Consider the following 19,318-nt stretch of genomic DNA (forward strand, 5'->3'; position numbering starts at 1 on the left):
ACGCCAACGCCCTCCCCTCTGATTCGGGTTTCGAACTCAGGGTGTTCCCCGATGTGGACCAGCGCCGGGCTGCACATACTGGATTAGTCGATATCGACTAATCCAGTATGCAGAGGTCACACCGATGTCATCGCAGACTCGCACCGCCGTACCGACGACACCGACACCCAGTCGGCGGAACGCACGAATCGTGTTGTCCAGCTTCGCCTTCTTCATGCTCGTCGCCGCGGTGCTGCCACCGCTGTTCCCGCCGACCATCGCTTGGGCACACCGGCCGATGTCCTACCTCCTGGCCGCGCTCAGTGCCGGTCTGGCGCTCCTGATCACCGTGCGGCCAGCGACGCCGCGCACGGTACTGCTGACGATCGGCTGGGTGCTGGTCATCGCGACTGTGCTGCAAGCCTTTGCCGTCGGCGACGTGGTCGCCATGTTCGGGACCTGGCTGGTGGTGCCCGCGCTCGCGCTGCTCGCCGGACAGTTGCGGCCGCGCGGGCGCAAGGTATTGCTCGCCGCGCACGTGCTCTCCGGCGCGCTCTGGGCAGGCATCGGACTCACCGTGTGCGCGATGGCGGTTGCCGCGATGCACGCAGGCGACGTTCGCAGCAGCGCAGCAATTTACGAGCTGATGGCGGTTTTCGACATCACGCTGCTGCCGTGGGCGAACTTTGCCACTATCCTCACCGGGCTCGCCCTCGGGCTCACCACCGGTTGGGGGCTGCTGCGGTACTACTGGGTGGCCGGCAAAATGGTTATCGCCGTTGGCATTCTGATGATGGCCTTCGGATTCGTGCACGACACTTTGGAAGTAGCCGGGGAACAGGCCGAGCACTTGGCGGCAACCGGCGGGACGACCGCCGATCTGACCAGCGCCGCCGACGTGGTGCTGTGGAGCTTTGTCGCGGCGACGCTCGGTCTCGTTGTCGCGATACTGCTGTCGCTGTACAAGCCGGGCGGGCGGACCCGGCGTGGACGACGGCTGTTGCCCGCCAAGAGCATTCGGCAGCCCGAGCGCAAGGCGACGGTCGCCGACATGCGGCCGATCGCCGACGATACCGTGGCCCTTACCCTCCGCGCCGAAGACGGTGCGCCACTGCCGACCTGGGCGCCCGGTGCGCACATCGATGTGGTGCTGCCGTCCGGACGGGTTCGGCAGTACTCGCTCTACGGCGACCCCGCCGATGCCGACAGCTATCGGATCGCGGTGCTGCGCGAGCCGAACGGGCGTGGCGGATCGAACGAGATCCACGCGATGCCGGTGGGCACGACGATCGGTATTCGCGGACCGCGCAACAACTTTCCGCTCGTGGACGCCACGGCGTACCTGTTCGTCGCCGGTGGCATCGGGATCACCCCGTTCCTGCCCATGATCGACCGGCTCGAGCGCGCGTCGGCGCCGTGGCAGCTGCTCTATCGCGGACGGTCGTTGTCCAGCATGGCTTTTGCCACCGCGCTGCGGCACCAGTACCCCGGCCATGTCGCACTACTGCCCAGTGACGCACACCCGCGTCCCGACCTCGCCGAGGTACTGGGCAAGACCCCGACCGGTGTCGCGGTGTACGGCTGCGGGCCGCAAGGGCTGCTCGACGCACTCGAGGCGGCCATGGCCACGCAGTGTCCGCACGGGACACTACAGGTCGAGCGATTCGCCGCCACCGAACGCACGGCCGAAAACCTGCCCTTCGAGGCCGAGTTGCGGCGCTCGGGTGTCGTGGTGCCGGTGCCCACTGATCGGACGCTGCTCGCGGCCATCGAAGACATCGTGCCGACGATCGACCGTTCCTGCGTGGACGGCATCTGCGGCAGCTGCGCGACCAGGGTGCTCACCGGACGTCCCGACCATCGCGACGACGTCCTGCAACCCGGCGAACGCGAGCGCACCGATATCATCTATCCCTGCGTCTCTCGTGCACACGGGAAGCGCATCGTGCTCGACGTGTAGCGAGGTCGCTTCGTCGATGGTCCGCGACACGAGGAGGATCCGCGGTGACACAGCGGGATCCGCTCCGCAATCTGCTCGCGGTAACCGTGCTCGGATACCTGCTCGAACGCCCGATGCACCCCTACGAGTTGGGGAAACTGCTCAAGCAACGGAACGCCGGTCTCAGCTTCGACTACAAGCACGCCTCGCTCTACATGGTTGTCGAGCAGTTGAGCCGCGCCGGATACATCGAACCCGATCGGGTCGAGCGCGACGGGCAACGCCCCGAACGAACCGTGTACCGCTACACCGCATCCGGCCGAGCGCGACTGCTCGACCGGATGCGCGAACTGGTGTCGGTGCCCGCCACCGAGCATCGGCAGTTCGAGGCCGCGCTGGCGCTGATCGTGACCCTGCCGCCGCAGGAGATCCCCGAGCTGCTCGAACAACGCAAGCAGGCGCTCACCGAGCAGGCCGAGCGGCAGCGGAAGTCGTTGCGCAACAACGAAGTCGACCCGCTGTTCCTGATCGAGTACGACTATCGCCTCGAGCTGATCCAGGCCGAACTCCGCTTCATCGAACGGTTCAGCGAGCTGGTCAGGAAGGAGCCCGCCGCGCTCGGCGACTTCTGGCAGTCGCTGCATGCGCGCTGGGGTCCGGCCGCCACCTGAGTCAGTTCGCGGAGCCGACGGGGGTCAGCAGGACGAGCGGAATCTCGCGAGTCGTCTTCTCCTGGTACCCGCCGTAGGTCTTGTACGAGGCGACCACGCGTGGCCACAGCTTCGCGCGCTCTTCCGGCGTGGCGGGCTTGGCCTTCATCGGCTGGCGCGGTCCGTTGCGCACCGACACCAAGACGTCGGGGTTGTCGCGGAGGTTGTGGTACCACGCCGGGTGGACCGGGTCGCCGCCGCGGGAGGCGACGACGACATAGGTGTCGCCGTCGACGAGCGGGGCGGTCAGCATCACCGCGTGCGGGCGACCCGATTTGCGTCCGGTCGTGACCAATTCGATCGACGGCATGCCGCCGAACTCGCTGCCCAACTTTCCGCAACTGACCGCCAGCAAGAGCCGGTGTCCCGTGTTCATGGCTTTCAATGCAATGTTCGGAGGCATGACGTCCTTTCGGTTTACCGTTAAAGTATCTGATACTCACGGTAACGGTCTATAGTCCGTTAGTCGGAGAGCCCGCGCCGGATCAGCAGCGGCTCGATCTCGGGCGCGCGTCCTCGAACCGACTCGAACGCCGCCATCGGGTCCACCGAACCGCCCATGGCCAGCAGCTCGCGCCGGAACACCTCGCCCTTCGCCCTGATCGACGCGGCGCCGTCGCCGAACCACTGCACCGTGTCGGCGTCGAGCACCTCGCTCCAGATATAGGAGTAATAGCCTGCCGCATAGCCGCTGGCGAAGATGTGGGCGAAGTACCCCGTGCGATACCGGGGTGGGATCGCTGCCATCGAAACGCCCGCTTTGCGCAGCGCCTCGTCCTCGAATGTTTCGGCATCCGTGCCCGCCAACGCTTCGCCGCCGGAGACTCGATGCCAAGCCCAATCCAGCAGTGCCGCACCGAGATACTCGACAGTCCGGAAACCCTCACCGAACCGCCTGGCCGTCGCCATCCGTTCGATGAGCTCGGCGGGCATCGGTTCGCCGGTCTCGTAATGCTTGGCGTAGTTCGCCAGCACCTCGGGGCGATCCATCCACATCTCGTTCACCTGCGACGGGAATTCGACGAAGTCCCTCGGCACCTCGGTCCCCGAGAACGAGGGGTACTGGACATCCGAGAACAGCCCGTGCAGCGCATGGCCGAACTCGTGGAACAGCGTCCGGACGTTGTCCCAGGTGAGCAGAGCAGGCTCGCCTGCAGGGGGTTTCACGATGTTCAGGTTGTTGACGACCACCGGCCGCGTTCCCAAAAGGCCTGACTGGCTGACCAATTCGTTCATCCACGCGCCACCGCGCTTCGACGGGCGGGTGAAGAAATCACCGAGGAACAACCCCAGCGCGCTGCCGTCAGCGTCGAACACCTCGAAGACCCGCACCTCCGGGTGGTAGCCGACCAGATCATCCCGCTCCAGCACGGTGATCCCATACACCTGCTCGGCGGCGAAGAACACCCCGTCACGCAGCACCCGATCAAGTTCCAGATAAGGACGCAACGCATCGCCATCCACCGAGAACCGTTCGGCCCGAACCTTTTCCGACCAGAACTGCCAATCCCACGAGCGGAGGTCGGCGTCCTCGCCGTCGGATGCTTGCATTGCCGCCGACAATTCCGCGGCCTCCCGCTCGGCGTTCCCGACCGCGGGCGGGACCAGCCTGCCGAGCATCTCGTCAACCGCCTCAACAGTTTTCGCCGTCTGGTCGGCGACCGAGTACGCCGCATAATCCGGGTAGCCGAGCAAGGTGGCCTGCTCTGCGCGCAGCGCGGCGATCCGGATCGCGAGGTCGTTGTTGCCGCTCGCGCCACGCCCCAGCGATGCCGTCATGACCCGCTGCCGCACCTCCCGGTCCGCAAGTTCGGCGAGGACAGGCTGATTGGAGACGTTCTGCAGACTCACCACCCATGCTCCGGCGTGCCCCAGTGTGCCGGCGTTCTCCGCCGCGGCAGCCACCGCCGCGGGCGCGAGCCCGACCAGGTCCTCCGCCTTGTCGACGACAAGCGCGGCCGCCTTGGTATCGGTCATGATGTTCTGCCGGAATTCCGTTGCTGCCGTGGCGAGTTCGGCGTTGAGCTCACGCAACCGCCGCTGCCCCTCGGCATCGAGCCTGGCCCCGGCCCGAACGAACCTGCGGTAGTACTCCTCTACCAGCCGTCCCCCCTCCGCATCCAACCCCAGCTCGTCCCGGCGCTGGTACAACGTCTCGACCCGCGCGAACAGGCCCGCGTCCAGATAGATCGCATCCCGATGCGCCGCCAGTCGCGGCGACATCTCCGCGTCGATCGCATCCGTCCCCGCACTCGCATCGGACCCGGAAATATTGAAGAACACATTCGCGACCCTGGTCAGCAACTCCCCCGACTGCTCGAGCGCCACAACCGTATTCGCAAACGTAGGCGCTTCCCCACTCCCGACAATCCCAGCCACCTCACCCAACTGCTCCGCCATCCCCCGCTCGAACGCGGGCACATAATGCTCCTCGCGAATCTCCGCAAACGGCGGCAGCTGATAAGGCAGCGCACTGCGCTCAAACAACGGATTGCTCATCCCTGCACCCTATGCCGATCCCCCACCTCCGCCCCGGCACGCCCGGCCACCCAGCCCCGCAATCAGCAACAATCACCAGGTCAATCACGACTGCAGACGAAGTTCGGGGTCAGCGTTGGGCGGGGCGCTTTCGGGAGGTGAGGTGGCGGCGGGAGCGGGCTCGGGCGAGGGCTCCGTCCCAGAGGAGGCGGGGGATGGCGATGCCCTCGCGGAGGACGGTGCGGGGTTCGGCGGCGAGGAGGTCGGCGGCTTCGCGGGCGACTACCGCGGCGACCTTGCGGCGGACCGAGGCGGAGGCCTTGGACATGTGGCCGCTGTCGAAGGGGGGTTGGGGGTCGTATTCGATGAGAAGTTGGATGGCTTCGGCGGTTTCGCGGTTGGCGATCTCAGCGGTCAGCCAGAGGCCGAGGTCGATGCCTGCGGAAACACCTGCGGCGGTGACGATTTTGCCTTCGCGGACGATGCGATCGTCGGGGCGTGGGGTCACGCCCAAGGCCGACAGCGCGGGCAGACCCGCCCAGTGGGAGGTGGCGGACTTGCCTGCCAGCAGACCGGCTCGGGCGAGGATGACCGAACCGGTGCAGACGGACGTTGTCCAGAGGGTGGTCTTGTGGACGCGGCGTAGCCAGTCGGCCAGACCCGCGTCTTCTGCGGCAGTCGCGGTGGCAGGTCCGGAACCACCGATGAGAACGATGTCAGGGGCCGGGGTTTCCTCGAACGAGTGGGTGGCGGCGAGGATCAGGACGCCGCTGTCGGTGGTGATCGGGCCTGGTTCGTTCCAGACGAACCGGATTTGCACGCCGGGGACCAGGCGGAGGACCTCGTAGGGTCCGATCACATCGAGCGCGGTCATGCCCGGATAGAGAACGATAGCGATCTGCACAGCACCTCCCGTGGATATGTACGGGACAGTACTACGCGGACCTCGCAGTGTGGAGAACTACCTTTCGTACTCCGACGCAGCAGACGCACAACTGATTCGGCGCCCGACCCTCATAGAAGGTCGAGCGCCGAATCGAATTCACTACCCGACCGCGGCGAACCCGACGCGCAGGTCGGCGAGGATGTCCTCGATCCCCTCGATACCGACCGCGAGGCGAACCAGACCCGGCGTGACGCCAGAGGCAAGCTGCTCCTCCGGGGTCAGCTGAGAGTGCGTGGTCGAAGCCGGATGAATCACCAGCGACCGCACGTCACCGATGTTGGCGACATGACTGTGCAACCGCAGCGCCTCGACGAACCGCTTGCCCGCGTCGACACCACCGGCGAGTTCGAAGCCGACCACCGCGCCGGTCCCCTTGGGCGCCAACGCCTGTCCACGCTCGTACCACGGCGAGGACGGCAGCCCCGCGTAGGACACGGACGTGACTTCCGGCCGGTCCCTGAGGAATTCGGCAACCTGCTGCGCATTCGCCACATGCCGTTCGACCCGCAGGCTCAGCGTCTCCAGACCCTGGCTGATCAGGAACGCGTTGAACGGCGACACCGCGGCACCGAGATCACGCAGCAACTGCACCCTGGCCTTCAGCGCATACGCGGGCGCACCCAGGTCGGCGTACACCACACCGTGGTAGCTCGGATCCGGCTCGACGAAGCCGGGGAACCGCGGCGCGTCCCCGGCCCGGACGGTCCAGTCGAAGGTACCGCCGTCGACGATGACACCCGCGATGGCCGCACCGTGTCCACCGAGGTACTTCGTCGCGGAGTGCACGACGATATCGGCGCCATGAGCCAGCGGCTGAATCAAATACGGTGTGGCAACGGTGTTGTCGACGATGAGCGGAATACCGGCGGCGTGCCCGACTTCCGCGATCCCGGCGATGTCGAAGATGTGGTTCTGCGGGTTGGAGATCGTCTCCCCGTAGAACGCCTTGGTGTTCGGCCGGATCGCTGCCTGCCACTGCGCCAGGTCATCCGGATCGTCGACGAACGACACCTCGATGCCGAGCCGAGGCAAGGTGTAGTGGAAAAGGTTGTACGTACCGCCGTAAAGCCTTGGGCTGGAGACAATGTGGTCACCGGCGCTGGCGAGGTTGAGAATCGCGAGGGTCTCGGCCGCCTGCCCGGACGCGAGCAGCAGCGCTGCGACACCGCCCTCCAGTGCGGCAATGCGCTGCTCGACCGCGTCCTGGGTCGGGTTCATGATGCGGGTGTAGATGTTGCCCGGTTCGGCCAGGCCGAAAAGCTTTGCCGCGTGGTCGGTGTCGCGGAAAGTGTAGGAGGTGGTCTGGTAGATCGGCAGGGCACGCGCGCTGGTCGTCCCGTCGGGCACCTGGCCTACATGGATCTGCTTGGTCTCGAAGCTCCAGTCGGCGGACGGGTCCTGCGACACAGCGGGTTCGGTCATCTCTGCTCCTGGTTGTCCAAAGGTGATGGTACGCGGCTCAATACGTGATCAGAGTGGTATCGACCGGAGTGCTGCCGGTGGTGAGATCCAGCACCGGGCAATGTGCGTCGACCGCTTGGCGCAGTTCGTCGTAGCGCTGCGGCGTCTCCGGACCGCCGATGCGGACCGTCACCCGCACGGCCTGAAATCCGGGCCGGACGGAGTCGTCGAGGCCGAAGAATCCTCGGACATCCAGATCACCCTCGGCATGTATTTCGAGCTCGTCGACGGTGATTCCGAGGCGCTGGGCCCAGAACCGGTACGTGACCACATGACACGAGATCAAGGCCGCCAGGTAGACCTCGACCGGGTTGGCCGCAGTGTCCGTGCCGCCGAGGGTCGCGGGCTCGTCCACCCGGATCGTGTGGGTGCGGGTGCTGATCGCGCTGCCCACAGTGCCTTCGGGGGTTCCGGTGGCATGGAAAACCACCAGCGCGTTCGCGGGGTCGGCCGCGACCGCCCGCGCGGTGGCGTCGCCGATGTCGTTGAGCGGAGTGCTCAGGTCAGTGGTCACGGCAGTGACGCTAGGAACAACACCGCCGGTTGACGATGGTTTCATTCGGACTGAGCCCAAGTGTGGACCTGACCGATGGCAGACTCATCCTTCGTGACGGGTGGGCCGGAAGTGGTGGCGATACGAGCGGGGGCGGGCGTTGCGAAGCCGATCGGCAGCTGGGTGTTGCGCAAGGTTCGGCCGGATATCTCGCGTGCCGCGCTGATCACGCACGCCGACAACCTCGCGGATGCGGTGCTGCGCAGGGAGACGATCCTGCGTGATCAGCTGCGTGTCGGTCCGGACCGGGTGATGGATCTGGAGTTCCATTCCTCGAAGAGCACCGCGCTTGCCCCGGCCGGTGAGGTCGGGAAATTGTCGGAACTCGGCGGATACTTGCGGAAGACCGCAGCGCAACGGCTGATCGTGCTAGGCGAGCCAGGCGCGGGCAAGACGGTGGCGGCGATCCACCTACTGCTCGATCAGCTCGCCGATCGCGCAACCCTTGCCGATGCCGTGCGTGCCGATGCGCCGGTGACGATCCGCGTCAACGCGGCCGGATGGGATGGCAATCAACGGTTTTCGCGGTGGTTGGCGAATCAGCTGACCATCCATTACGGGATGCACAGCAGGATCGCGCAGGCGCTGGTCGATACCGGCCGGATTCTCCCGATCCTCGACGGGCTCGACGAAATGGACCCAGTGGGCGACACCGCACCGCGAGCCACCGCGACGCTGGATCGACTCAACAAGGTGCCGTGGCGAAATCGGCCTGTCGTCGTCATGTGCCGCAGCGCGGTGTTCGCCGCGATCCGAGCGGCCCGTGGCGACAACGGATTACACGGCGCGGTCAGCATCACCCTGCAGCCGCTGAACGCGACCGACGTCTACTGCTACCTCGAGGACTACTTCCACCAACTCGGAATCCCCAGGGAGCAGTGGGCTTCGGTCACCGACCAGCTGGCTGAGGCGCCGAACGGACCACTCGCCGAGGCGCTGCGCAGCCCGTGGCTGCTCGGGCTGGCGGCCGACGCATTACTGCGCGACACCCCGCACCGGCTCGCGCGGATCATGTCCGTCGATCAGCCCGACGAGATTCGGAATGTGCTCCTGGACTCCATGGTTCCCGCAGCGCTTGCGGGGACCGAAAGCACCGGCCAGGTCGGCACCTACACCGAGGAAGGCGTGGACATCTGGCTCGGTAATCTCGCGGATCACCTCTACCAGGAACGCACCAGTGGACACGGCGGGTCCGATATCGCGCTCGATGAAATCTGGCGGCTCGCCGGAAAGTGGCGCGTGGCCCTTGCCCACATCACCCTCGCCGCACTGGTCTTCGGCCTCGCGGCCGGGCTGGTCACCGCCTTTCTCCCGGAAATCCGGCCGGTGCTCACGTTCGGTTTGGCGGCGCTGATGGTGGGGTTGATCGCGAGTCTGTACAACAACGACTCGACCGATGCCATCCCGGGATTCGGCAAGCGGTCCACCCGGCTCGCCTGGCGGGTGCCCGGCCACTCCCGGTGGCGCAGAGGAGTACGCAGCGGACTGACGGTGGCAGCGTTCACGACAATCGTCATTGGTGTTGCCCCGGTGAGCAGTTGGCTGCTCGGCACCATTTCGGCGGGGTCGGCGGCAGGAGGGTTGCTGGTGTTGCTCGCGTACACGTCGCAGTTCGCCCTCGCCACCGGCCTGGTGGTCGCCTTCAGCACCGACACCGACGAACGCCTCGCGCTCGGACAAGACGAGCGGCGGCTCATCCGGGACGGTGTCGTCTTCGCGCTGACGGCCGGATTGATCTTCGTGGTCGTCCTCGGGCTCGGCGGAGTGGTCACCGACGTGCTGATTGCTGGGGATTCCGGATATATCCACGGCTCGCCTGGCGACGGAATGATCGGTGGGCTCGTGGTCGGGTGTTTCACGCTGTTGACCTTCGGTCTCGCCGCGCAGCGATATCTGGTGGCGTCCTTGATATTTCGCTGGACCGGAACCTTTCCGGCGAGGCCCGCGGTCTTCCTCGACTGGGCTCGCAATACCGGGCTGCTGCGCGTCACCGGCGTCTCTTATCAGTTCCGCCACGACATGCTCCAGCAGCGGCTGGCGTAACCCGCACATCGAGTCCTCGATCGTCGTAAGGTCCCTGCATGAGATCGCGTTGGGCTCTTGCTGCTGTTGCCTCCCTGTTCGCCGGGCTCGTTGCCGCCGCTCCGGTGCAGGCGGCACCGAAATTCCCGGTCGTCACGTGTGCTTTCACGCCGACCGCACCGGATAATCCGGCCGCGCGGCCGGTGTCGCCGCCGCTGCCGGTGGCGCTGGCGATCGGGACGGCGCGCGTCACGTTCGACACCAACTATGGGCCGATCGAGGTCGAGCTGAACCGGGCCGGTGCGGCGCCGTGCGGTGTGCAGAACATGATCAGCCTGGTGGCGCAGCGGTTCTACGACAACAGCGAGTGTTGGCGGCTGACGAACTCGTCGCGCCTCGGCGTGCTGCAATGCGGCGACATCTTCGAGGTCGAAAAGGGCGGGCCTGGTTACCAATTCCCCGATGAGGTGGACGGCACCGAAACCTATGAGCGCGGCACGATCGCGATGGGTAATCAGGGGGCGGGGACCAACGGCAGTGAGTTCTTCTTCGTGCACTCCTTCGCCAACATTCCCGCGAACTACTCGGTGCTCGGCAAGGTTGTCCGCGGGATAAGTGCGCTGGATCGGATGGTTGCCGCAGGCATCACGCCGAGCGAGCGTGGACAGCTCGACGGCGCGCCCGCCGCGCCGGTGCAGATCAAGTCCGCGTTCATGCACTGATCCAGCTCCCGGAAAGGACGTGGGTCGCTGGACCCACGTCCTTCCACGTTTTATTTACTGCCTACGTTTGGGACCACACATCTACGTGAGGTGGTCGAAATCCCCACGCACCCAACGGATATAACGGTCAGCCGAGCGGCGAATGACGGCGCGGGCGTCGGACTGGATCATCTTGCCGAAATTGTCGTAGAGGCGATCGAACTCGAACTCCTCGACAGCCGCGGTGACGCGTTCGACCACGGTGGGTGACAACGGAATTCGGTTGGGATAGCTGCGCATGAAAGCGACCGACTTCCGGTCGGGATTGGCCTGGATCGTGTCCGCGCTCATCAACACACCCTTGCCACCCGCGCCCGCCGCCCAGTGCGCGACCGCACTTCCTGCGAAGTGACCGCCCAACTGGCACAAGGTGATTCCCGGCAACAGCTCGACCCGACCTGACCACGGGCGAATGACCGGATCCGGCCGCGCAACCCACTCCAGGTCCGCTTCGGCAACCAGCACCGGCACCCCACCCAGCGCCCGGCTCCACTCCACCTGAACGCCGTAGTGATGCGGGTGACTCGGCACGATCGCGACCACCTCGCCGAGCTCACGAACCTGACGCACCGCGTCCTCGTCGACATACCCGGTCAAGTCCCACAACAGATTCCCCGCGGGCGTCCGCAGTAGATGCGACTCCTGCCCGATGCCGACCGTCGGCTCGACCGTCACCCCGAACAGATCCGGTTCCAACTCCCGCACCGCCACCTTGTGCCCCGCAGCGGTCAATTCGTCGAGCGTGGTCCACTGCTGACCATCGGCAGGCACCCACTGCCGCTCGTCCGCACAGATACGACACACCTGCGCCGCCGCATCATGCTCGACCCCACAGGTACTACAGATCTTCCACATATCCGCCCTCTTCGCCTCAGTACACCCACCCTCGTTTCTACCCTCGATCGCCTTCACCGCACGCAGGTTTCGCGCCGAGGGGGCACTGGTGTAAGTGGCTTCTCGCACGATGCCGCCACCAGTGCCCGGTGATCAATCGACCAACTCGAAGGGCCGGAGGCTCAGGCGTGGGAGCGGGCGAAGCGGGCGGGGGTGGTGCCGACTATGCGGCGGAAGTGCCGGGTGAGGTGGGGCTGGTCGTAGAAGCCTGCGGCGAGCGCTACGGCGGCGGGTGGGTGGCCGTCCAGCAGGAGGCGGCGGGCGTGGTCGACGCGGCGCGACATCAGGTACTGGTGGGGCGGAATGCCGAAGGTGCGGGTGAAGGCACGGACCAGGTGGCTGGGGTGCGCGTGCACCTGTTTGGCGGCCGCGTCGAGAGTGATGCCGCGGATGAGGTTTTCGTCGAGGAGGTCACGCAGGCCGTGCGCGACGCCGCGGACCGGTGCGATGGCGGCGGGTTCGCGAGGGCGTAGGTGCAGTCGGAGGCGTTCGGCGATCAGCGCCAGCCTGCTTTCGGCTTCCAGCTCGTCACCGCGCCGACCGAGGGCGGTGTGCACTTGGCCGACGCGGCGGCGCAGCAGCGGATCGGCGAAGTCGGGGCCGTCGGCGGCGGAGCCGATGTAGTCCAGGTCCAGGTGGGTGTCGTCGAGGTACAGGACGCGCTTGCGGAAGCCGTGTGGGGTGGCGGGCGAACCGTTGTGCGGAATGTGCGGCGGCAGCAGCGAAACCGTGTCGGCGAGGGTGCCGTGCTCGTGCCGGTTCAGGTCGTAGCGGATGGCGCCGTCGTCGACGATCAACAGGGTCCAGGCGTCGTGCACGTGCATCGGGTAGGCGTGCTCGGTGAAGTGGGCGTGGAAGACCTCGACCACACCCGCGACCGGTGGGCGCCAGGCCCGCGTCCGCTCGCTGCTCACCATGCAAGAAACGTACAAGACCGGGCCTGCCCCGACCCGGCAGCCTGGCGTGATGGGAACCGAGAACACCACAGTCCGCTTCGACACCAAGATCGCCGTGCTGCTGCGCACCGACCTCGCGGTCTGGCAACGCCTGAACGTGACCGCATTCCTGGTCAGCGGCCTCGGCACACACGTGCCCGAGGTGATCGGCGAGCCGTACACCGACGCCGACGCCACCCCCTACCTGCCGATGTTCCGTCAGCCCGTCCTCGTCTTCGAAGGCGCCAAAGAAGTCCTGACCGCCGCCCACGACAAGGCGGTGACCCGCGCACTCCCCACCGCCCTCTTCACCGCCGACCTGTTCGCCACCGGCAACGACCAGGACAACCGCGCCGCCGTCGCCGCAGTCCCCCGCACCCACCTCGACCTCGTCGGCATCGCCGTCTACGGCCCCAAGAACGCCGTCGACAAAATCCTCAAAGGCGCACGCATGCACCCCTAACCACCAGGCCCGACGAGTGGCACATGGCTGCGGCAAAACGCGAGAAGGCCGCTCCGTGGTGTGCCACTCGTTGGTCGTTGCGGCGGGCGAGAGGTTTCGAATGTCTTGTGGGCGGGAATCTTCCACAGCGCCGAGGCTTCTGGTCGTCGTCGGCTGAACGGGAGACAGACGTGGAGGTTCAATCCTGGCACGCTGAAAAGTGCTTGAAGATTTGAACTTTCTACCGAAATGAGATCCGAGGAACCAGCCATGACCAGCGCGAAACATGCCGGACTGCTGCTACTCGAGGCACTTGCCGCCACTGTCGTGTGCCTCGGTGTCGCCACCGCGGGCACACCGGCGATCAGCCAGGCGGCGCCCAACACCGGCGCCGTCGACATGAACGACTACTGCAACTGGCGCTACGGGGGCGCCACTGCGCAAGTGCTCGACCCGCATAGCGCCTTCAGTTGGAACTGTATGCACGGACCCGCCGTCGCGGGCGGCGTCGACGTCGACGTCCAGTGCCGCAGACAGTACGGCGCCTTCACCTTCTCCCGCTTCGGCGACACCAGAGACCCGTACAGCTGGTTCTGCCAGTGGACGAGGACGAGCCCCGGATAGCGTCGACCGTTAGCGGCGCGCCGAATCGGGTATTGCGAGCACCGATGTCATGGTGTCCTGCGAGGTCCGGTCAACGAGAGGCAGTAGGCGATGTTCACAGGGGTTGTCCGCAAGTCCGCCGAGTCACTGCTCGATACCGGGTCGCGGGTGCAGGCGCCGCTGGCCGTGAAGTACGTCGACTTCCTGCGCAGCAGGCGGCCTGATCAGTCGCCTGCCGAGGTCGCGCGGCGGTTGGAGTGGCAGTACCTGACGACCGTGACGACCAGTGGCGTGGTGGTCGGGCTCAGTGCGGCGGTGCCGGGGATCGGCACACTGATCGGGCTGGCCGCGACCGCCGCGGAGACCGTGTTCTTCCTCGAAGCGTCCACGGTGTACACCCTGGCCGCGGCGGCCGCGCACGGCGAGGACCCGGTGCAGAGTCCGCGGCGTCGTGAGCTGGTGCTCGGCGTTGTGCTCGGCGAAGGCAGTGCGGAGGTGTTGGCGCGCAGCACCGCCCGCCGGGCCAAGAGTTGGGACACCGCGCTGGCCGACAAGATTCCCGGTCTTCGGAACATGAAGGATTCGGCGTCGAAGCGTTTCCTGGTGCGCTTCGCGGCGAAACGTGCAGTCCTGTTGTTCGGGCGCGTCTTGCCCGCGGGCATCGGCGCGGTGGTCGGCGGCGCAGGCAACCGCGCGCTCGGCAAGGCCGTCCTCGCGAACGCCCGCCGCGAACTCGGGGCCACTCCCCTGGCCTGGCCGAATTCCACCGGGGCGTATGACGCGGTGTAGCCAGGCGGACTGAGCGACGCACAGCGGTAGCTCAGTCCGCCTGCCGACTGACGGGCTGCAGCTGCGTCGACCACTTCTCCTCGATGCGCCCGTATCGCCAGATGAGCAGCGCCGCCACCCAGGTGATCACGAACAGGCCGACGATGACGTATCCGAGGATGTTGAGGTCGAGTCCGCCGACCCAGTCCCAGAATCCGCCGTGCCAGCCGAATTCTTCGGCAAGCAGCGCCAGCAGTTCGATGGTGCCGATGATCAACGCGACCGCCACCGACAGCGCGGTGATGGTGATGTTGTAGTACACCTTGCGCACCGGCTTCGAAAACGCCCACCCGTAGGCGAAATTCATGAACGACCCGTCGATGGTGTCGAGCAGGCTCATGCCCGCCGCGAACAGAATCGGCAGGCAGAGAATGGCATACCAGGGCAGCCCGACCGCGGCGCTGGTTCCGGCGAGCACCAGCAACGCCACTTCGGTCGCGGTGTCGAAACCGAGCCCGAACAGCACGCCGACCGGATACATCTGCCACGGCTTGGTGATCGACTTCATGATGCGGCCGAAGAAACGATTCATGAATCCGCGATTGTTCAACTGCTCCTCGAGCGCGGCCTCGTCGTAGTGGCCGGAACGCATGTCCCGGAACACCCGCAGGATGCCGACCAGGATGACGATGTTGATGATCGCGATGATGTAGAGGAACGTGCCGGAGACGGTGGTGCCGATCAGCCCGGTGTAATGCTGCAGCGCCGAGGAATCGTCCTCGACCGGGCCGACGATCGCCTTCACCCCGACCGACAGCAGCAGCGCGAGCGCGAACACGACGGTCGAATGGCCGAGCGAGAAGTAGAACCCGACCGAGAGCGGACGCTGCCCGTCGTTCATCAACTTTCGGGTGGTGTTGTCGATCGCGGAAATGTGGTCGGCGTCGAAGGCATGCCGCAGGCCGAGGGTGTAGGCGGTGAGGCCGACGCCGATGCCGAAGGTCTTCTCGCCGAGGCTCAGCTGCTGCGGGGCGACGAAGGCGACCAGGGTGACCCAGCCGATGACGTGTAGCGCGATGATCACCCCGGCCATGCCGGCGATCCCTGCCCACTCCTGTGGACGTAGTGCGGTGCGAATCGTGGAGAGACGGGAGGCTTTTCGGTCGGCAACCGTTTTCGTCATGGCATGTCCTCTGGAGAGTTCTCGCTGTTCAACCGTAAGCCCGCGCCGGTTCTTGTTGCCATCGATTGGCAAGAAGGAACCAGGAAAAAAGGGTAATTGGCACCGACCCGCGCTCGACGGGGACACTGGCTGCATGGCAAGCCGTATCGCGCCGACCCCTGGCTCCGATCCCGCGAACGCCGATCGGGAGCCGCACTTGCGTTCGCTGCTGCGCGAGCACGGATTGCGCTGCACCGCACCGCGTCTGGCGGTGCTCGCGGTGCTCGATGCGCAGACCGTGGCAGGCCACCTCAGCGCGGCGCAGATCCATCAGCGGCTCCTCGAACAGGGCCGCGAAGTGGACGTCACCACGGTGTACCGGACGGTCTCGACGCTCGTCGAGATCGGCATCCTGCACACGCTGACCGTCGACGACCGCGCGACCTACGGCCTGGCCGACACGCCACACCACCACGCGGTGTGCACCCGCTGCGGCAGGTTGATCGAGGTACCGGCCGCGCATGTCAGCACGGCGGCGGTGCAGGCAGGCCTCGGTAGTCAGTTCACCCTCTCCGAGCGCACCGCCCTCACCATCCACGGCCGCTGCGCCGACTGCCAGCGCGAGGCCTGACCTGCGCAGTCGCCGGAACTACCCGATCGGCAACGGCCCGTGTTTGGTCCTCGATTCGCCGGGCATCCGGCACACGTGCCACCAGCCAGGCACGCCGACCGCGGCGCGGCCACCAGCGGCCAGCGCCCGGCAAAGGAGGAGGAAGATGCCGAATCCGAATTTCACCACCGACGATGCCGGTATTCCGGTACCGAGCGACGAACACTCGTTGACCGTCGGCCCCGACGGCCCGATCCTGCTGAACGACGCCTACCTGATCGAGAAGATGGCGGCCTTCAACCGGGAACGCGTCCCGGAACGGCAGCCACACGCCAAGGGCGGCGGCGCGTTCGGCACTTTCGAGGTGACCAACGATGTCAGCGCCTACACCAAAGCCGATGTGTTCCAACCCGGCAAGAAGACCGAAGTGCTTGCCAGGTTCTCGACCGTCGCAGGCGAGCGCGGCAGCCCGGACACCTGGCGCGACCCGCGTGGCTTCGCGCTGAAGTTCTACACCGAGCAGGGCAACTTCGACATGGTCGGCAACAACACGCCCGTCTTCTTCGTCCGTGATCCGATGAAGTTCCAGGACTTCATCCGCTCCCAGAAGCGCCGCGCCGACAACAACCTGCGCGATCACGACATGCAGTGGGATTTCTGGACGCTGTCACCGGAATCCGCGCACCAGGTGACCTGGCTGATGGGCGACCGCGGCATTCCGCGGACCTGGCGGCACATGAACGGCTACTCGAGCCACACCTATCTCTGGTACAACGCGGCGGGCGAGCGGTTCTGGGTGAAATACCACTTCAAGACCGATCAGGGCATCGAGTTCTTCACCCAGGACGAGGGCGATCAGATGGCGGCGATCGACACCGACTATCACACGCGCGACCTGTGGGAACACATCGACGGCGGCGAGTTCCCGAGCTGGACGCTGCACATGCAGATCATGCCGTTCGAGGAGGCAAAGACCTACCGCTTCAACCCCTTCGACCTCACCAAGGTGTGGCCGCACGGCGACTACCCGCTGCACGAGGTCGGCAGGATGACGCTCAATCGCAACCCGGCGGACTATCACACCGAGATCGAGCAGGCCGCGTTCGAGCCGAGCAATGCGGTGCCTGGCACCGGACCGAGTCCGGACAAGATGCTGCTCGGCAGATGGTTCTCCTATCCGGACGCGCACCGGGCCAGGATCGGCGTCAATTACAAAGAGCTGCCGGTCAATTCGGCACACGCCGCCGAGGTCCGGTCGTATTCGAAGGACGGGTCGATGCGGCACCACAACCCGGGCGACCCGGTGTACGTGCCGAATTCGAAGGGCGGCCCGCACGCCGACCCCGCGGTGTCCGGTCCGGTCGTCGGCTGGCACTCCGACGGCGACATGGTGCGCACCGCATACGCATTGCGCCGCGACGACGACGATTGGGGCCAACCGGGCACCATGGTCCGCGAGGTGCTCGACGACGCGGCCCGCGAGCGGCTGGTCGACAACATCGTCGGCCATCTGCTCAACGGCGTCACCGCGCCCGTGCTGTCGCGGGCGTTCGACTACTGGCGCAATGTCGACAAAGACCTCGGCGACCGGATCGAAGCGGGATTCCGGGCCAAGGCCGACGAGCGCGACCCCAAGGCCGAAAAGCAAGCAAACCCGGCCCGTTCCTCGGCCAAGGACAAGGCCTGACGGTTTGCTGACAAACACTCGGGCTATCCGATCAGCAAGGAGGTGCGAAATGCCGAATACCTGGAGTAACAAGCGAGAACGGCAGTACAAGCACATCGTCGAGTCGGAAAAGGATCAGGGGGCAAGCACCAAGCGCGCCAAGGAAATCGCCGCCCGCACGGTCAACAAGAACCGCGCACAGTCCGGCGAATCCCGAACCGCAAGCCGATCCTCGACCAACGACATGTCGCCACAACGCCGCGGCGGCAAGCGATCCGGCACCAAGGGCCCGAAAGGCCCGACCCGCGATCAGCTGTACAACGAAGCGCGCCAACGCAACATCAAGGGCCGCTCGACAATGACCAAGGGCGAGCTGGAAAAGGCCCTCGGCCGCAAGTAGGAGTCACCGCAACACCTTTCGGCACTGCGGCACATCGCGATGGGGCAGCGGCGGCGCCGGTCGCCCGAGTGGCCTACTCGCCCTGGGGTTTCGGGTAGGCGCCGGACAGTTGTGCGGCCTCCTCGATGCGGCCTGCCTCGACGAGCTCGCCGAGAAACAGTGCGCGGATGGCGCGTTGCAGGCCGACGCGATCGACCTCCAGGTTTTCGCGGGTCAGTGCGTGCATCGCGTATCCGTCGACCAGCGCGGCGTAGGACTCGGCCGCACCTTCGGGATCGGTGGCCCCGACCGCGGTCAGCGCGGTGGTCGCGACCTGCCGTAGCGCGGCGAGCGCGTCGGCGACCATCGCGCGGTGTTCGGGGTGCCGACCGGCCTGCAGGTAGGCCTCGAAGATGGCCATGCTCTGCGTGCGATTGGCGGCTGCCGCACCGGCGAACAGCGCCGCCATCCCGGCGAAATCTAGCTGCTGCGTCGCGAGCACGGTGTTGAGCGAGGACATCACCCGCACCCGTTCGGCGGTGAAGACGCGGAGTGCCTCTGCCGCAAGCTCGTCGATCGACTCGAAGAAGTAGCTGATGGTGGCCAGCGGCACGCCGGCCTGCTCGGTCACCGCCCGATGCGTGACACCGGCCATGCCGCGTTCGGCGACCACCTCGACCGTCGCGGCCAGCAGCGCGTCGCGGCGGGCGGTGCTCGAGGCTCGGTGCCTGCGGGCCCGCGGCGGGGCTGCCTGCTTCGGATCGGGTTCGGCCGACATACCGTCGATCCTAGACACCCCATCGTGGATTCTAGCTGCAGCTATGCCGCAAGTCTGGAAGATCTTCTAGACTTTGCCAGGTTTGTCGGGCATGCTGAGGACAGCGCGGCACCGCCGCCATACGCGACGCATCTCGACCGCCTCGCGAAAGTCGAATACATATCCCGGAGCGCGCGGCCTGCCTCTTCGCCGCGAAATACCGCATGCGCGTAGTGCGCCGACGCTAGGAGTA

General features: G+C 66.3%; 19 protein-coding genes. 10 read left to right on the forward strand and 9 right to left on the reverse strand.

Translation table 11 applies throughout. From position 1 onward, the window contains the following. The first annotated feature begins 124 nt into the window (after positions 1 to 124). On the forward strand, positions 125 to 1,939 hold the full coding sequence (locus NA11_RS46610) for a PDR/VanB family oxidoreductase (RefSeq protein WP_245745876.1): 1,815 nt from the start codon (positions 125 to 127) through the stop codon (positions 1,937 to 1,939). 44 nt (positions 1,940 to 1,983) lie between these two features. After that, the gene (locus tag NA11_RS14490) at positions 1,984 to 2,589 is read left to right on the forward strand and encodes a PadR family transcriptional regulator (protein WP_069162398.1); all 606 of its coding nucleotides are present in this window, start codon (positions 1,984 to 1,986) and stop codon (positions 2,587 to 2,589) included. 1 nt (position 2,590) lies between these two features. Here the strand turns inward: NA11_RS14490 and NA11_RS14495 are convergent, their stop codons facing one another. The 5 genes from NA11_RS14495 to NA11_RS14515 form a co-directional block, all read right to left on the reverse strand. Further along, positions 2,591 to 3,031, reverse strand: a complete 441-nt coding sequence (locus NA11_RS14495) for a nitroreductase/quinone reductase family protein (protein WP_069162399.1) — start codon at positions 3,029 to 3,031, stop codon at positions 2,591 to 2,593. A gap of 59 nt (positions 3,032 to 3,090) precedes the next feature. Continuing rightward, a complete protein-coding gene (locus NA11_RS14500; RefSeq protein ID WP_069162400.1) occupies positions 3,091 to 5,127 on the reverse strand; it encodes a M3 family metallopeptidase in 2,037 nt (678 codons plus the stop codon). Positions 5,128 to 5,236: 109 nt separating this feature from the next. Further along, complete coding sequence (locus NA11_RS14505; RefSeq protein WP_084654622.1) at positions 5,237 to 6,010, reverse strand: DJ-1/PfpI family protein; 774 nt, start codon at positions 6,008 to 6,010, stop codon at positions 5,237 to 5,239. 141 nt (positions 6,011 to 6,151) lie between these two features. Continuing rightward, positions 6,152 to 7,474: a bifunctional o-acetylhomoserine/o-acetylserine sulfhydrylase gene (locus NA11_RS14510; RefSeq protein WP_069162402.1), complete on the reverse strand. Its 1,323-nt coding sequence runs from the start codon at positions 7,472 to 7,474 to the stop codon at positions 6,152 to 6,154. Positions 7,475 to 7,511: 37 nt separating this feature from the next. Next, positions 7,512 to 8,072 (reverse strand): OsmC family protein, encoded by a 561-nt coding sequence (locus tag NA11_RS14515; protein ID WP_069162403.1) that lies wholly within the window; start codon positions 8,070 to 8,072, stop codon positions 7,512 to 7,514. A gap of 30 nt (positions 8,073 to 8,102) precedes the next feature. On the opposite strand from NA11_RS14515, the gene NA11_RS14520 reads away from it, so the two are divergent. Both NA11_RS14520 and NA11_RS14525 read left to right on the forward strand, forming a co-directional pair. After that, positions 8,103 to 10,109, forward strand: a complete 2,007-nt coding sequence (locus tag NA11_RS14520) for an NACHT domain-containing protein (RefSeq protein ID WP_141717583.1) — start codon at positions 8,103 to 8,105, stop codon at positions 10,107 to 10,109. A 38-nt stretch (positions 10,110 to 10,147) separates the two neighbouring features. Beyond that, positions 10,148 to 10,810 carry a peptidylprolyl isomerase gene (locus tag NA11_RS14525; protein ID WP_069162405.1) on the forward strand — a complete coding sequence of 221 codons (663 nt, stop codon included), beginning with the start codon at positions 10,148 to 10,150 and terminating at the stop codon, positions 10,808 to 10,810. 81 nt (positions 10,811 to 10,891) lie between these two features. On the opposite strand, the gene NA11_RS14530 is transcribed toward NA11_RS14525, so the two are convergent. Beyond that, on the reverse strand, positions 10,892 to 11,704 hold the full coding sequence (locus tag NA11_RS14530; RefSeq protein ID WP_069162406.1) for an MBL fold metallo-hydrolase: 813 nt from the start codon (positions 11,702 to 11,704) through the stop codon (positions 10,892 to 10,894). Between the two features lie 161 nt (positions 11,705 to 11,865). Beyond that, positions 11,866 to 12,660 carry a helix-turn-helix transcriptional regulator gene (locus NA11_RS14535; RefSeq protein WP_069162407.1) on the reverse strand — a complete coding sequence of 265 codons (795 nt, stop codon included), beginning with the start codon at positions 12,658 to 12,660 and terminating at the stop codon, positions 11,866 to 11,868. A 49-nt stretch (positions 12,661 to 12,709) separates the two neighbouring features. Here NA11_RS14535 and NA11_RS14540 point away from each other — a divergent pair, with 49 nt between their 5' ends. The 3 genes from NA11_RS14540 (at position 12,710) to NA11_RS14550 (ending at position 14,512) form a co-directional block, all read left to right on the forward strand. Further along, entirely contained in the window at positions 12,710 to 13,141 is a 432-nt protein-coding gene (locus NA11_RS14540) for a DUF2000 domain-containing protein (RefSeq protein WP_218023301.1), read from the forward strand. A gap of 249 nt (positions 13,142 to 13,390) precedes the next feature. Next, positions 13,391 to 13,744, forward strand: a complete 354-nt coding sequence (locus NA11_RS14545) for a hypothetical protein (RefSeq protein WP_069162409.1) — start codon at positions 13,391 to 13,393, stop codon at positions 13,742 to 13,744. Positions 13,745 to 13,834: 90 nt separating this feature from the next. Further along, entirely contained in the window at positions 13,835 to 14,512 is a 678-nt protein-coding gene (locus NA11_RS14550; RefSeq protein ID WP_069162410.1) for a hypothetical protein, read from the forward strand. Between the two features lie 31 nt (positions 14,513 to 14,543). On the opposite strand, the gene nicT is transcribed toward NA11_RS14550, so the two are convergent. Further along, a complete protein-coding gene (nicT, locus tag NA11_RS14555; protein ID WP_069162411.1) occupies positions 14,544 to 15,674 on the reverse strand; it encodes a Nickel transporter NicT in 1,131 nt (376 codons plus the stop codon). A gap of 133 nt (positions 15,675 to 15,807) precedes the next feature. On the opposite strand from nicT, the gene NA11_RS14560 reads away from it, so the two are divergent. The 3 genes from NA11_RS14560 to NA11_RS14570 all read left to right on the forward strand — a co-directional run bounded on the left by NA11_RS14560 (position 15,808) and on the right by NA11_RS14570 (position 18,329). Then, the gene (locus NA11_RS14560) at positions 15,808 to 16,284 is read left to right on the forward strand and encodes a Fur family transcriptional regulator (protein WP_069162412.1); all 477 of its coding nucleotides are present in this window, start codon (positions 15,808 to 15,810) and stop codon (positions 16,282 to 16,284) included. Positions 16,285 to 16,429: 145 nt separating this feature from the next. Then, positions 16,430 to 17,950, forward strand: coding sequence for a catalase (locus NA11_RS14565; RefSeq protein WP_069162413.1), 1,521 nt, complete (start codon positions 16,430 to 16,432; stop codon positions 17,948 to 17,950). A gap of 49 nt (positions 17,951 to 17,999) precedes the next feature. Further along, positions 18,000 to 18,329 carry a plasmid stabilization protein gene (locus NA11_RS14570; RefSeq protein ID WP_069162414.1) on the forward strand — a complete coding sequence of 110 codons (330 nt, stop codon included), beginning with the start codon at positions 18,000 to 18,002 and terminating at the stop codon, positions 18,327 to 18,329. A 73-nt stretch (positions 18,330 to 18,402) separates the two neighbouring features. Here the strand turns inward: NA11_RS14570 and NA11_RS14575 are convergent, their stop codons facing one another. Beyond that, entirely contained in the window at positions 18,403 to 19,086 is a 684-nt protein-coding gene (locus NA11_RS14575; RefSeq protein WP_069162415.1) for a TetR/AcrR family transcriptional regulator, read from the reverse strand. Positions 19,087 to 19,318: the final 232 nt, after the last annotated feature.

Origin of the sequence: Nocardia altamirensis NBRC 108246, assembly GCF_001612685.1 — a bacterium.
Lineage (GTDB): Bacteria > Actinomycetota > Actinomycetes > Mycobacteriales > Mycobacteriaceae > Nocardia > Nocardia altamirensis.